Annotated in this window: 12 protein-coding genes and 1 pseudogene; 3 read left to right on the top strand and 10 right to left on the bottom strand. The window is 39.9% G+C overall.

From position 1 onward, the window contains the following. Positions 1–12: 12 nt before the first annotated feature. From NC797_RS02440 to NC797_RS02460, 5 genes are all read right to left on the bottom strand, one after another. The gene (locus NC797_RS02440; RefSeq protein WP_272435050.1) at positions 13–711 is read right to left on the bottom strand and encodes an exonuclease domain-containing protein; all 699 of its coding nucleotides are present in this window, start codon (positions 709–711) and stop codon (positions 13–15) included. Next, positions 702–1,673 (bottom strand): DUF294 nucleotidyltransferase-like domain-containing protein, encoded by a 972-nt coding sequence (locus NC797_RS02445; RefSeq protein ID WP_272435051.1) that lies wholly within the window; start codon positions 1,671–1,673, stop codon positions 702–704. The genes NC797_RS02440 and NC797_RS02445 overlap by 10 nt, the downstream gene beginning before the upstream one ends. Before the next feature lie 37 nt (positions 1,674–1,710). Continuing rightward, positions 1,711–2,985 (bottom strand): ammonium transporter, encoded by a 1,275-nt coding sequence (locus NC797_RS02450; RefSeq protein WP_272435052.1) that lies wholly within the window; start codon positions 2,983–2,985, stop codon positions 1,711–1,713. Between the two features lie 163 nt (positions 2,986–3,148). Continuing rightward, positions 3,149–3,868: a cytochrome c biogenesis CcdA family protein gene (locus NC797_RS02455; RefSeq protein WP_272435053.1), complete on the bottom strand. Its 720-nt coding sequence runs from the start codon at positions 3,866–3,868 to the stop codon at positions 3,149–3,151. 441 nt (positions 3,869–4,309) lie between these two features. Continuing rightward, on the bottom strand, positions 4,310–5,164 hold the full coding sequence (locus NC797_RS02460; RefSeq protein ID WP_272435055.1) for a discoidin domain-containing protein: 855 nt from the start codon (positions 5,162–5,164) through the stop codon (positions 4,310–4,312). Between the two features lie 293 nt (positions 5,165–5,457). Between NC797_RS02460 and NC797_RS02465 the strand changes: the two genes are divergently transcribed. From NC797_RS02465 to NC797_RS02475, 3 genes are all read left to right on the top strand, one after another. Beyond that, positions 5,458–6,414, top strand: coding sequence for an ABC transporter substrate-binding protein (locus NC797_RS02465; RefSeq protein WP_272435056.1), 957 nt, complete (start codon positions 5,458–5,460; stop codon positions 6,412–6,414). A gap of 222 nt (positions 6,415–6,636) precedes the next feature. Beyond that, complete coding sequence (locus NC797_RS02470; RefSeq protein ID WP_272435057.1) at positions 6,637–7,641, top strand: FecCD family ABC transporter permease; 1,005 nt, start codon at positions 6,637–6,639, stop codon at positions 7,639–7,641. Next, positions 7,638–8,633: a FecCD family ABC transporter permease gene (locus NC797_RS02475; protein ID WP_272435058.1), complete on the top strand. Its 996-nt coding sequence runs from the start codon at positions 7,638–7,640 to the stop codon at positions 8,631–8,633. Before NC797_RS02470 ends, NC797_RS02475 begins: the two co-directional genes overlap by 4 nt. A 421-nt stretch (positions 8,634–9,054) precedes the next feature. Here the strand turns inward: NC797_RS02475 and NC797_RS02480 are convergent. The 5 genes and pseudogenes from NC797_RS02480 to NC797_RS02500 form a co-directional block, all read right to left on the bottom strand. Continuing rightward, a pseudogene (locus tag NC797_RS02480) lies at positions 9,055–9,383 on the bottom strand (YnfA family protein). Between the two features lie 83 nt (positions 9,384–9,466). Next, positions 9,467–11,068 (bottom strand): ABC transporter permease, encoded by a 1,602-nt coding sequence (locus NC797_RS02485; protein WP_272435059.1) that lies wholly within the window; start codon positions 11,066–11,068, stop codon positions 9,467–9,469. Beyond that, positions 11,052–11,981 carry an ABC transporter ATP-binding protein gene (locus NC797_RS02490; RefSeq protein WP_272435060.1) on the bottom strand — a complete coding sequence of 310 codons (930 nt, stop codon included), beginning with the start codon at positions 11,979–11,981 and terminating at the stop codon, positions 11,052–11,054. The genes NC797_RS02485 and NC797_RS02490 overlap by 17 nt, the downstream gene beginning before the upstream one ends. 304 nt (positions 11,982–12,285) lie before the next feature. Next, complete coding sequence (locus NC797_RS02495) at positions 12,286–13,398, bottom strand: DUF1648 domain-containing protein (RefSeq protein WP_272435061.1); 1,113 nt, start codon at positions 13,396–13,398, stop codon at positions 12,286–12,288. 2 nt (positions 13,399–13,400) lie between these two features. Continuing rightward, positions 13,401–13,775 (bottom strand): GntR family transcriptional regulator, encoded by a 375-nt coding sequence (locus NC797_RS02500; protein ID WP_334313178.1) that lies wholly within the window; start codon positions 13,773–13,775, stop codon positions 13,401–13,403. Positions 13,776–14,505 lie beyond the last annotated feature (730 nt).

The raw sequence follows: 14,505 nt of genomic DNA on the forward strand, positions 1-14,505 counted from the left end.
GTGTAACCAAACTTATGAAGAAGTAGCTATATGTGTATACACCTCTTGCAGATTAGAAAACCCCTTATCTTGAATTGCACGTACACTAGCGGCCCAAAGTTTAGCCGTTGCAAGGGCATCGTAGAAAGCGTGGTGCCTTTGCTCAATTGTGATACCGTAGTGCTCACAACATTCATCCAAGGTAACTAGTATACTTTCAGGTTCTACAATCTTAGTTAAAAAAGAAGTATCAATAATACGATGTTGAAAATTCGTTTTCAGAGAAGACCAAGCAGCATGCTGCATAAATTGTTTTTCATGATTGGCATGGTGCGCAACAAGTGTATCACTTTTTACAAATCGGAAAAAGTCTCTTAAAACCTTGTTAAGTGGCGGGGCTTCCAATAACGCTTCCTTAGTGATACCAGTCAATTCTTCAATAGCCACTGATGGACCTTCCTCATAATAAATAAGAGAGTAAAAGGTTTCTCCCTGTAGTACTTGATCTCCCTTCATCTTGACTGCTCCAATCGATAATAATCTGTCCCCTTTATATGGAAAAAAACCTGTTGTTTCTACATCCATTACCACTACATGAAGATCATTAAACGGAACGGAAAGGACATCCCTTTTTTTCATTTCCCGTTGTAATTGCCTCATATAAGCAATCTTTTGAGGGTCTGAGATAGCTGTTAGTTGCTTCATCAATTGAAACATTTGATTCATGACCATGTTGAACACTCATTTTCTATTATTTTTTTCGTTTCTGAAAAAAGCTTATAGCCCTTTTTCATCATCCATTTTAATTCCTGTCTTTCCTCTTTTGATAGTGCTTTTTTCGCAATATGATGAACTTCTTGATAGTTATGTGCATCCTTTTTTAAATGAAGGCGAAAGTCTAGTAGCTCGATAAAGTTTTTTTCATAAGATTTTATGTTTTGATATTTATCAGGAAGTCCTTTAAACCTAGAAAGCGTTGAAGGCACATAAATCCTTTCATGTAATGCTAACAACCTTAATGAATTGACATACGGAAAAAACACCGTCTGTTTTAAATGAATACCACCCGAATATTCCCCATGCTGCTCTGGCAACAATTGACCGAAGAAGCCAATACCTTTCTTAATAAATCCTACATTCTCTGCCAATCTCGTAAATAATCTCGGATTCTCTTCTAGCACATAAAAAGATTCTTGCTTCATTTCTTTTAATAAAGATGATTCACCAATTAAAACTCTTGAATCAAAAAATGTCGAAAAATGACGAAGGGAATCCCAGCGATCTTGATGTAACCAAGTAGTAATTTGCTCTTTCCATTTTGTTACAGATTGACACCAAAGTGGGTTTGAGGACATTACTTTTCCATCACACAGCTCGTAACCAACCCGAACTAAACCATCCACTATTTCTTCTCCTAATTTTAAAAAGTAGGGTTTGAGAGTATCTCCCCCCTCAAAAACAATCCCGTGGTCCTGATCACTCCATACAGATTGCTCGAACCTACCTGCACTACCCATTAAAAAGAACGCAAAGGGAGCAGGAGGATCCCCCCACTCACTTTGCACATTCTTCATTGCCAATTTAACCGATTGCTTAATTAGTTCATCATGAAAAGTATTTAATGCCTCATGATTTGTTGATACGTTTGTTATCTTTTGTTCTCGCCATTTTCTTATTTCAGCATAACTATTCAAATTAGAACCAATCCCTTTATAATCGTATCAACAGGATTTAAGCACCTGCTTTATTCTTTTCTGTCGGATGCGGAATATTTTCTGGATAACCATATCCACCGTGCTCACTTAAGTCAAGACCAATAATTTCTTCTTCTTCCGTAACACGTATTCCTCCCATAACCTTATCCATAACCTTCAAGATAATAAATGATACTACGAATGCATAGATACCACTAGCAACCACACTCAGGATTTGAACCCCTAATTGAGTAAATCCCCCACCATAAAATAAACCAGCTTGCCCCCAACCAATGTCAGTAGATAATTCCGGTACTGCGAACAAACCGTTTGAAAGGGTACCCCATACCCCAACTGTACCATGAACAGATAATGCGAAAATCGGATCATCGATTCTAGCTTTGTCAAAAAACTTCATACTATAGAATACCATCAGTCCACCAACAATACCGATCACAACTGCAGCCCAAGGTTCAACAAATCCACTAGACGCAGTGATTGCAACTAAACCAGCGAGCGCTCCATTTAATGTTGTTGGAACATCTGCTTTTCCTGTGACTGCCCATGCAATAAACATTGCCGCTATAGCACCAGCTGCTGCAGCTAATTGAGTGTTAAGCGCTACAAATCCTAAGAATGCATCCGCTACTCCAAATGTACTACCAGCGTTAAATCCAAACCAACCTACCCATAGAATAAGTACACCTAATGCAGTGAAAACTTGGTTGTGACCCGCAATTTCGTTAGAAGAACCGTCTTTATTGTATTTACCAATACGCGGCTTTAAGACAATCGTTGCTGCCAATGCAGCCATCGCGCCTGTTAAGTGAACAACAGTTGACCCAGCAAAATCTTGACTACCGTCTTCACCTAACCAGCCTCCACCCCAAATCCAATGCGCTATAACAGGATAAATGAATGCCGAAAATAAAATTGCAAAAATAACATATGCAGATAATTTAGCACGTTCAGCAAACCCACCAAAAGCAATTGTTAAGGAAACTAAAGCAAACATCATTTGAAACATAAAATCTGTTGCAGGCGATAATCCTTCTCCACTAAACGAAAAGTCACCATAAAAGAAGTTTGATAATCCAATAATAGCGTTTCCCTCTCCGTAAATAAATCCATAACCGACTGCCCAAAATACTAACGATCCAATACCTGCTGTAATAATCGTTTTCCCAGCAATATGACCTGCATTCTTCATTCTTGTTGAACCTGCCTCAAGTAAGATAAATCCTCCAAGCATGAAGAAAACTAAAACTGTACTGACAACAACCCACAGGTTATCCATTAATGCTAATTTCATCTTCCCATCTCCCATCAAATGTAATATAATTTAACATCATTCGTTAATATCAAATTTACCAGTGTCTAAATAATCAAACAACAATGTTGTAAGACTATCTAACAAAGTATTTAGAGTAGGTGATGGTGATGGATTCGCTTTAGGCGGGAATACCATCTACTAGTTAAAACCCAGTAAAACCTCCATAAAGATTAATCAACCATACCGTTATTTTTGTCATTTGATTGGTCATTAATAGGATTCCTACAAGCAGCATAATAACTCCGCCTACTTTCATGATAGAAACAGAATGCCGTTGAACCCATTTCAACCTTCCAATAAAAAACGACATGAGGAAGAACGGAATAGAAAATCCTAAAATATAAAAAATAGTCATCCACAAGCCCGAAGTTGGATTTGTTGCACTCAACATCAGAATACCTGTCAGTATTGGCCCGATACATGGTGTCCATCCAGCTGCGAACACAATTCCAATCAATATCGAGCCCAAGTAACCAGTAGGTCGATTCCGAAATTGATATCGCTTTTCCATCATGAGCCACTTACTTTTTATGATACCTATCATAAAAAGTCCCATAATAAAAATAACGGTCCCACCAACAACCTGTATAAACATTTTATACTGATAGAACAGGCGACCGACTAAGCTAGCAGAAAGACCTAATGCAATAAAAATAATCGAAAACCCAATTATAAAAAACAGAGTATGTGCTACTGCATTGTTTTTCCACCAAAGCTTTCCACCCTTTTGTTTTATATCCTGAACAGATACCCCTGTTATATAGGATAAGTAAGAGGGGTACAACGGTAGCATACAAGGTGAAACAAATGATAACACCCCCGCGAAAAAAGCAAGCCAAATCGATACATCTGCAGGATTCAAAGTGCATCATCCTTTCTCTTTCTGTAAAAAAAGATACTCTTATAGTGCGTGTTCAAAACTCGGCAAATTAGAAGCAAGCAGGCCGAGGCGGCGTAGTTTTGAGTAACGGAACGTATGCTTTTAATACGTGAGTAACGGAAAAACAAGCCATTTAAGGAATACAGGCTAAGACCGCCACGTCCTGTGGCAACGCCTGCATGACCCACATCGTGTGGGCCCGAGATGCGCCGCTTAACATTTGGTGACTTTTTGAACAACCTCTTATAGTGAAGCCACCTCTTGATCAATTTGTTGATGTGAATAAATGATCCAAAAAACACTCAAAACAAACGTTAACCCGGCCCACTTCAATCCATCAAAAATAATCAAAACATCCTGTATGACTCGAATTGGCTCCAATATAATATAAAAGTAATACCCACCTCTGATGAAAGTGTCACTTTATTCGTTGCTATAGATTTCAATTTCTACTGCTCCAGTATTTCCACCACTACTGTCCACTACTTCAAAACGAAGTCCATCTGCTTCTACAGGCGTATCAAATTCAAAATATTGGATCTGATCTGGCCCGTTTAATGTATAGGTACCAACCTCTTTACCGTCTAGTGTTGCTACCTTGATTTGTTTGATCTCAGCACTATTTTCCATTGTTCGGGTCCAAAATCCAATAGTATTTATGCGATACGATTGATTAAAGCCCACCTCTATCCACGCTTCATTTCCATCTCCAGCAGATGACCATTCAGAGGATGGATCCCCGTCTATCGCTTTTTCTGCTCCCCACGTTTGATCATTAGAAGCTCCACCAAAATTAGAGCTAACCCCTAACACTTGTCCTCCGTTAGCAAGTAGTGCAATATTTTGGCCATCTGGCTCCATGCCCTGCATATTGTCAGTTTCTACATTTTCGTTTTTAGCCGTGTTAAAGGTTGCTACCTTACTTTGTGATGGCTCACCATTACTGTTTGTAAAATTAATTTTGTACGTATATTGCGTGTTTTGTTCTAATCCCTCCACTACATTATAATGCTCTTTATGGGGCCCCTCTGGCATACTTTCAACGGCGACTCGATCAAACTGCCCTTCCTCAGTCCCTATTAACACTTGGCAAAATTCTGGTTGTTCCGTTGTAAAGCTTACTATCGTCTTATTGTCTTGATTCGTAAACTCTATTCCTTCTGTATCTAACACACGAATTTCAGAAGGTGAACGTGACTCAACCTTTATAGAACCAATGTAATAGCCACTAATAAGTATTACTATACCTAGTAACGCAAAGATAGCCGATTTCTTCATCAGAATCACTCCTCTTATATTTTCCTCTTTTATCCTACCTCATAAATGTGAAAAAACTGTGTACTTCGGCTTTTTAAAATAAAGTTCCTATAACTTTAAAATCCGTAGCGGATACAAAGTCTTTGTTGCTGCTTGTCATTTAAGGTGTTCTTCTTACAAACACCATCCTGATCTTTTAAGCATCAAAATTTATACTTTTTTGTGAACAGGGGTAGACATTCTTAGTGATAATGATTATCATTGTTAGATAGAAATGCAATCATACATATACAAAAAGTATAGGAGGCTAACACATGCACAAAAAGATTACATTTTTATTCATATTGCTGATTGCCATCATTGGATTGGCTGGCTGTGGAACTGTTGGTGACGAGAAGGAAAAAGCAACAGGTGATGAACAAGAGTCAACCAGCTCGGAGACGATTACAGTAGAGCACGAGTTAGACGAGACAGAAGTACCTAAAAATCCAAAGAAAATTGTTGCATTGGAATTTTCATATGTTGACGCGCTAGCAGCGTTAGGCATTTCACCAGTAGGCATTGCTGATGATAATGATCCATCTCGAATCATTAAGCCGATCCAAGAAAAAATTGGTGATTATACTTCTGTTGGGACAAGAAAACAGCCAAGCTTGGAGATTATTAGTTCACTAAAACCTGATCTAATCATTGCGGACTTACAACGTCACAAAGACATTTATGAGCAGCTGTCCGATATTGCACCAACCATTGTCCTAAATTCCTTAGCTGCTGACTACGACCAAATACTTGCTGACTTTGAAAAAATTTCTGTTGCGGTTGGTAAAGAGGAAGAAGGCAAGGAAATATTGACTCAGCATAAACAGAGAATTGAGGAAATTAAAACACAGGTTCCTGAGAATGAGGATCGGATTGTGCTCCCAGGTGTTGTAACACCAGATGGTTTCTTTGCACATAACATGGATTCTTACACTGGTTCATTACTGGAATCCATTGGTTTAAAAAATGCAATCCAGGATGGCAGTGACCGGTATAATAAAATTAATTTAGAGCAAGTCGTCGAGTTTAACCCAGATGTTTTATTCTTAATGCAAGCAGGCGACAAAACAATTATTGATGAGTGGGCTAAAAGTCCATTATGGAAAGACGTAAGTGCCGTAAAAAATGATAACTTGTATACGGTTGATAGGAACACGTGGTCACGGTTCCGTGGGTTAATCTCTTCAGAAGCAATTCTAGAGGAAGCTGTTAGTCAGTTGTATGGCGATTGATATATCCCGCCTTAACGGGCAGTAATACCCAACTTCAAGATTTCGAGGAAGTTAACAAGTAAGATAAGTGGGGGAAGAGCGAAAACCCCCACTTATTGAAGTTTCACTTTATGGGCTATTATTGAGTGAGAGACATTTTCTCACTCTTTCTTCATTTCTATTGTAAAAACTCTGTTATGACTGTTTGGATATTCAGAACGTATTAAAAGGGGAAAATCAATAATGGAAGCCAAAAATGCTAGAACAAAAATAATCTTTTTTACAATCGGAATACTGTTATTATTACTTCTAAGCATATTGGCTAGTCTTCGCATTGGTACGGCGTCCATTGATTTTGAAACTATCTTTCTATCGTTTTTTTCGAGTGAAGAAACAAAGGATATGTTGATCATTCAAAATCTGCGAGTACCCCGTACTTTAATCGCTGTTATCATCGGTGCAAGCCTAGCTATTGCCGGGGCAATTATGCAGGCGATTACCTTAAATCCGCTTGCATCACCGCAAATATTTGGGGTTAATGCAGGTGCGTCATTAGTAGTCGTTATCAGCACCGTTTTATTACCAAGCATCTCGCCAAGCTCGCTCGTCTATTTTGCTTTTATTGGTTCCGTCCTTGGAGGCTCCATTGTATATTATATGGCGTCCACTGGCGGTGGAACCTCGCCGATTAAATTAGCACTGGCGGGGATCACCGTTCATTTGTTTTTATCAGCCATTATTGAGGGAATTGTCCTATTCAATGAGGACTCGACGGAGAGTGTTCTCTTTTGGCTTGCTGGAGCAATCGATGCAACAAGTTGGGCTGACGTGAAAACAATCTGGCCATGGGCAACGGTTGGAATTTTGCTTGCCATTCTATTGGCACGACAACTCACAATCCTCGGGATGGGTGATGATACTGCACAGGGGCTTGGGCAAAATGTAACAGCGATCCGCTTATGCTTCAGTCTTCTTGTTGTCATCCTTGCTGGGGCGTCAGTTGCCGTAGCAGGACCAATCGGATTTATCGGCTTAATCATCCCCCACATCGTTCGCAAATTGGTTGGTGTTGACTATCGTGTGATCATTCCACTTTCTGGGCTTTTCGGTGCATTGCTGTTGGTAAGTGCCGATGTGTTGTCACGCTTTATTGCATTCCCAGCTGAATCACCAGTCGGCATTGTTACGGCAATGCTAGGTGCGCCTTATTTCTTGTACTTAGCTCGAAAAGGGGGTAGGGAAGCATGAGTAATAAAAAACGATCATCCCCGAAGGCTAAATTAGTTCTACTTTTCCTATTGACCATCATCGTTGCCATCATTGCAGTTGGTGTTGGAGCAGTATTTATTAGTCCTGTGGAGCTTTTCCAGTCGTTGGTTGGAAACGGTGATGATGGATCCGTATTTATTATCATGAATTATCGCCTTCCGAGAATTGTCATGGCGCTACTTGTTGGAGCTGGATTAGGTGTTTCGGGTGCAATTTTGCAAGGGATTATCCGCAACCCCTTAGCATCTCCAGATGTCATCGGCATTACAAAGGGCGCTGGGCTTGCTGCTGTCATTGTTGTCTTGCTGTTCCCAAGTGCTCCCATAATTATGCTGCCAATCGCTGCACTAGCAGGCGCTGCAATAATCACCATTATTTTATATCTTTTTGCTTATAAAAAGGGGGTAAACTCGTCGACATTAGCATTAGTTGGTATTGCATTAGGGGCTATTTGTCAGGCAGGGATTCAGCTTTTAATGGTTAAATTCCCTGTACAAATTAACGCAGCCCTTGTTTGGCTTACCGGCAGTGTTTGGGGAAAAAGCTGGAATGATGTCGTGCTCTTACTACCATGGATTGTTATCTTGGTGCCATTTAGTATCTTGTTAGCCAAAAGACTGGACGTTCTTAATTTGGGGGATGATGTGGCCGAGGGACTTGGCGAACCAACCGAACGTACGCGTGTTATTTTACTGGCAGTGGCAGTCGCACTTGCCGGTTCATCTGTAGCAGTTGTTGGTTCACTCGGATTCCTTGGTTTGATTGCACCACATATCGCACGACAGCTTGTTGGCAACAAGAACCAATTGTTATTGCCAACCTCTGCTGTGATGGGGATGTTGTTGCTTTTGCTAGCAGACGCACTAGGCCGAGGAGTCGCCCCACCTGTTGAAATTCCTGCTGGGATTTTCACCGCAGTATTAGGTGCACCGTATTTTTTATATCTATTGAAAAAGCTAAAAGCTAAATGATAATTAACTGGGACACAGTGCCGTGCCGTCCCGTCCACGTGTCCCAACTTAACTCTGCTGCATCCAAATAGATAAGGAATCCAATGTTTTAAAAGATGGTCTTAACAGCTGTGCTTTGATTTCTTTTTCTTTTTTTCTGGTGCTACTAAGTAAAAATTCACGTCATCTCCAATCGAAAGTGACAAGTCGTTTAACCGCAAAATACTAGAATAGATCGATGTACTCTTTTCGACTTCAAAACCACTCACAATATTGTTTGCTTGTGAAGATTCTTGTGGCTGAAAAAATTACTTTTTATACTAAACTAATGACTTTAAATCCTGTTTTCATTCATTGTGGCGGCTGATAAAGCCATGGTGGTTTTGAACAACCTCTTATAACTGTTACAATCGAACCAGCTTGTTAACTGCATAAGAAGTCCTCATTGGCGTGGTGCAAATAGCATTACTGAAACACCAATTAAACAGATCCCTGCGCCTATCCAATCATATAAATCGGGTGTTTTTTTTATCAATGCCCCATCCCCATAGAACAGATAGAACAATAAACACACCGCCGTATGCTGCATAAACTCTACCGAACGAAGGAAAGGTTTGAAATGTAGCAATTACACCATAAAGAACTAAGGCAAGTCCTCCACCGATTCCCCCAATAGTATGGTTTACCTTCTCTTAACCACAACCATATTAAATATCCACCACCAATTTCAGCTAATCCAGCAAGTATGAATAAAATGATTGCATAAATAATTGAAACCACATCCTTAAACTTCCTAGCCTATTACCGATTACTTATTCTATTATCCTGCATCGCTTGTTATAATGGAATTCCTTTTATCTTCCCATATCCCGTCTGTTATATCCAATAAAACCAACGACTGTTACTGCGGCTGCAATACTAATTAACATAATAATCGGCATCCATGTCATATCCTCTAATGGAATCTGTGGAATATGTCCAAATGGAGAAAGCTTACCAATCCACTCTGAGAACTGAAATAAACCACCCATGTATAGTACGATGAAGGAATAAACTACATATAACCATATGAAACTAGTTATTCTTGGTCTATATCCAATCAACAGAACGGCTACGCCAATCATAACAAGCATTGCTGGATAATAAATTAACCCCATTCCATAAACGGTTCCAAGACTATAAGGCTCTTCCATAACGGATACACTCGCCGTCCATAGTCCAATAGCAGCAAGAGAGAGCATAACAAATCCGTTGATAACAGAAATGATGAGGAAACTTCCCATAAGTCGTGTGCGAGAAACAGCTCTCCCTAGCAAATGTTCTGAACGTCCCTTTTTTTCTTCACCATACAATTTATTCATTGCCATCACCGCTGGAACCGTCGCCAATATTGCCATAACCATCATAATCATAGATACAAATTGCATAGTAACTGAATAACCTTCCTTAGCTGTGAACAACTGCTTCATCATGTCATTCCCTGCAAAAAAGGAATCCAAATCTCCTAAAACAGATCCGTATGATGCACCTATTGCAAACATTCCAATTGCCCAAGATATCATTCCCGTTCGCTGTAGTCTAAATTCTAAACCAATTGGGTTTTGCAAAATAACGGATGCACTTTTTCTACCAGGTCTTGAAGGTAATATACCAGCCTCTAAATCTCTAATCGCATGTAAATAGTTGGCAATGATAAACAGAATAATAGAGACACCGATCAATCCTACAATTGGCCACCAATTATTCTCATCGTAGACCCCGGTTTTCGTCACCCAACCTAGTGGGGAAATCCAACTTAGTACTTCATTGCTTATGTCCCCAATCCCCCGTACAATGTAGACAATTAGAAGAACTGTAATAGAAAAGCCCGTCACCCCACGAGAACTTTCAAAAAGCTGGCCAAAAACTGCTGTTATACCTACAAAGAAAATACCAGTTGCCCCTAAAGATGCTCCATATAATAAGGAACCTTCTATATTCATGCTTTCTATGTTAAGTGTATATAATCCTAGTCCAACTAAGAATGCAAGAAGGATATTTGTAGAGGCATTAACAAGTAACACTGCATTTAAAGTGGATATTCGTCTGACTGGCAAGGAACGAATCATTTCAACGCGACCATTTTCTTCATCCCCACGCGTATGGCGTGTTACAAGTAAAACACTCATTAATCCAACGACAACAGCTGTTAAAAGTAACATCTGGTGCGCGGTCATGACACCAAGGTTATAGTTACTTAAATCAGCTGGCCCTACCATAGCAATCATTGCAGGATTTTCCATTGTTTGTGCCATGACGTCTCTTTGCTCTTGTGAACCATATAATTCCTTAAATGCTATAGGTACCATAAATGTAAAGGAACAGATTCCAATTACCCATAAAGGAATACGAATTCGATCACGTCGAATAATTAATCTGGAAAGGTGTCCAGTCCCTTTGTTAATTGTAAAAGCCATTAGGATCTCCCCCTGCTTCTGTCCCCGTTTGCCCTTTTCCCTCATAGTGACGCATGAATAAATCTTCCAATGTTGGTGGAGTACTCTCTAATTTTACAATTCCAAATTGACTTACACGTTTCATTACCGCACCCAATTCTTCCATATCCACTTGAAAAGACAGTGCCCTACCCTTCTCTTCCATGTCATGAATCCCTTTTAATTCATGCAAGTGAGTAATTGGCTCTTTTGTTTCCACTAGCAAATTCGTGCGTGTCAAATGACGCAGCTCTTCTAATGTACCCGTTTCAATGATTTTTCCTTGACGAATAATTCCAACTCGGTCACATAACTTCTCTACCTCAGATAAAATATGACTGGATAATAACACACTTTTTCCAGCTCGTTTTGCTTCCATCACACATTGTTGGAAAACCTGTTCCATTAACGGATCAAGACCGGATGTTGGTTCATCGAGTATATAAAGGTCTGCATCTAATGAAAAAGCAGCAACAAGTGCAACCTTTTGCCGATTTCCCTTTGAATAAGCACCACATTTTTTCGATGGATCTAAATCAAATTTCTTAAGCAATTCTTCACGTCTACTTTTTTTATTTCCACCACGCAACTTTACAAATAAATCAATTACTTCGCCCCCAGTTAAATTAGGCCATAAATTAACATCTCCTGGGACATAGGCAATGCGCTTATGAATCTCAACTGCTTCTGACCAAGCATCCTTGCCGAAAATTTTCGCCTCGCCTTCCGTTGCCTTCAAAATACCAAGCAGTACACGAATAGTTGTTGACTTTCCAGCACCGTTAGGCCCAATAAAACCAAAAACTTCTCCTTCATTCACTTCCATATTAACCCCATTTAACGCCGTAACCTTGCCAAAACTTTTTGCTAAATTATTAACTTGTAATACACTCATCTAATCCCCTTCTTCCACATAGAAAGATATTTTAAGTATCTCGATATAACCATCTAGCTCGAATAATGTTTCCTCAAAATTGATTTGATCCGTGCTAAGCCCTTCAATTTTCGCCTGTTGCCTGTAAAAAAACCCTCTATTGCACACCTACCTTTTATGTTGTGACAACAATGGAACTGCCCCAAATTGCATTAAAGCGAACTCGTTTCAGCAAGCTGAAACATCGGTGAATCAGATGGAGTCTCGACTCCACCTGATTGGAAATTCCCACCTACGCTTCGCTTAGAGGTGGGGGTCTAAAACCCTAAAACCATTTAAAGATTAAGAATGACAAAATAAGGATTATCGCAATAGGGAAGAGGATTACAAAATAGCCAATCGGATTTGCGAGGTTCAGTGTCCAACCAATACCAAACCTTTTTTCGACAAAAATGGAAGGGTCATTAGGGTTAAAGTAAAATAGCCCCCCTTTCCAATAGCTATCCTCATCAACACTTTCTATTTTGCTTGACTCACCAGTTGCAAGCTTTCCTTCAAGGTCTGAATCCACCCTGCCAACCTTCACAGCCAACCAAAGCGCTCCAACTAATACGACGAGTAAAAAAACAAATGGAAGAAGAAGCAAAAATGAGTCACTAAAGAGTTGTTCGTAAAGCAAGTTTAATTGTAAACCAGCAAACAATAATGTCATGATAATGTTTGTCACAAATAAGAACCAGCTCGAATATTTTCGCAAACGTAATTGGCGTAACTTGGATGACGTCACATTACCTGCATTAATTTTAATTCCAGAGTGTTTCGTAAAAAAATTAATACCAAAAAACATCAACTGTAATACGAATAATACAATTGGTAAGTTTAACACGGACATCCAACTTTTATCAGTGAAAGCATCCGGCTTTCCATCAGGTCCCCAATGGGTAGGAATTTGGTTTGGTAATTGCTCGAATAAGTTGACTGTCAAAATAATGAGAGTGACTGTAATAATCATAGGAATAAAATGAACAAATGAAGCGAGCATTTCATCCTTAGACCGAGCATCCAAGTCTGCATAATGTACCTGTTTTATTCCACTATACCACTCGTGTACCTTTTTAAGCTTTGTTATTTTATAATGAAAATAAAAATAGAGTGATAGACCGCTGAATAGGACAAAAAACGGAAATAGGCTACCTACTAGGACAAGCTTTGTTTCATCTAGTATAGTACTTAAAACAATTAATCCAATAATGACAGCTAATGCAACAACGGTGGTCACAAATGCATACCACTTTTTATACTTCAAAACCTTAGGGTTCCGAGTTTGTTCATATGGAATGGTAACTCCAAAAGCTACTGTTCGCTTCACCAAAAAAGGGATAGCAATCTGAATCAAACTAACAAACAATACTGTACTTAAAAAAATAGCAAGTTCCACCATTAGTCCTCCTCGTATATTTTCGATATAACGTTTGTGATAACATCATATATTTCTTCTTTATTCATACCATTCACTAGAGCTTCCACGATCAGTGGTCTGAATTGTTTCCCTATGTTATCAATGTGGTCAGAGGAAACTTGACTCTTTATATCGGCAATAATAACAGCTCCTTTTTTCGGAACAATTTCAATGATCCCCTTTTCCTCAAGCTCGTGATAGCTTTTGTTTACGGTGTGCATGTTAACTCCCAAATCTCCAGCAAATGCACGAACGGAAGGCAAAGTATCACCAGGTGATAACTGTCCACGGACAATCGCCTCCATGATTTGGGTGCTGAGCTGTCTATATAAAGGTATATCCGATTCAGTATCCACGATAATCAACAAAATCTCCTCCAATCGATCTTATTTTCAAGGTTGTTATACGCGGACTATAACAAAATTGTTCTATATACAATATAACAAATCTGTTCTACATCGTCTATAACAATTTAATGTAGAAAATGATTTTTGCACCTAAAGGGACAGGCACCACTGCTTCCAGATGGTGGATCGAGAGCGCGTTTGGCTGGTTTTCGACCCCGTATCCGCCTTCATCGCCCTAATGAGAGCGCGTTTGGCTGGTTTTTGGGTCCGAATGCGTCTTCATCGCCTTGATGAGAGCGCGTTTGGCTGGTTTTTGGGTCCGAATGCGTCTTCATCGCCCTGATGAGAGCGCGTTTGGCTGGTTTTTGGGTCCGAATGCGTCTTCATCGCCTTGATGAGAGCGCGTTTGACCGGTTTTTCGCCCCGTATGCGTCTTCATCGCCCTAATGAGAGCGCGTTTGGCTGGTTTTTAGCCCCGTATGCGTCTTCATCGCCCTAATGAGAGCGCGTTTGGCTGGTTTTTAGCCCCGTATGCGTCTTCATCGCCTTGATGAGTGCGCGTTTGACCGGTTTTTCGACCCGTTTGCGTCTTCATCGCCCTGATGAGAGCGCGTTTGGCTGGTTTTTGGCCCCGTATGCGTCTTCATCGCCCTAATGAGAGCGCGTTTGGCTGGTTTTTGGGTCCGAATGCGTCTTCATCGCCTTGATGAGAGCGCGTTTGACCGGTTTTTCGCCCCGT

The organism is Terrihalobacillus insolitus (genome assembly GCF_028416575.1).
In the GTDB taxonomy this organism is placed as follows: domain Bacteria; phylum Bacillota; class Bacilli; order Bacillales; family Amphibacillaceae; genus Terrihalobacillus; species Terrihalobacillus insolitus.

Coding starts and splice junctions, on each gene's coding strand:
- NC797_RS02440 (WP_272435050.1), bottom strand. CDS start 711: ATGGTCATGAATCAAATGTTTCAATTGATGAAGCAACTAACAGCTATC.
- NC797_RS02450 (WP_272435052.1), bottom strand. CDS start 2,985: ATGAAATTAGCATTAATGGATAACCTGTGGGTTGTTGTCAGTACAGTT.
- NC797_RS02460 (WP_272435055.1), bottom strand. CDS start 5,164: ATGAAGAAATCGGCTATCTTTGCGTTACTAGGTATAGTAATACTTATT.
- NC797_RS02465 (WP_272435056.1), top strand. CDS start 5,458: ATGCACAAAAAGATTACATTTTTATTCATATTGCTGATTGCCATCATT.
- NC797_RS02470 (WP_272435057.1), top strand. CDS start 6,637: ATGGAAGCCAAAAATGCTAGAACAAAAATAATCTTTTTTACAATCGGA.
- NC797_RS02475 (WP_272435058.1), top strand. CDS start 7,638: ATGAGTAATAAAAAACGATCATCCCCGAAGGCTAAATTAGTTCTACTT.
- NC797_RS02485 (WP_272435059.1), bottom strand. CDS start 11,068: ATGGCTTTTACAATTAACAAAGGGACTGGACACCTTTCCAGATTAATT.
- NC797_RS02490 (WP_272435060.1), bottom strand. CDS start 11,981: ATGAGTGTATTACAAGTTAATAATTTAGCAAAAAGTTTTGGCAAGGTT.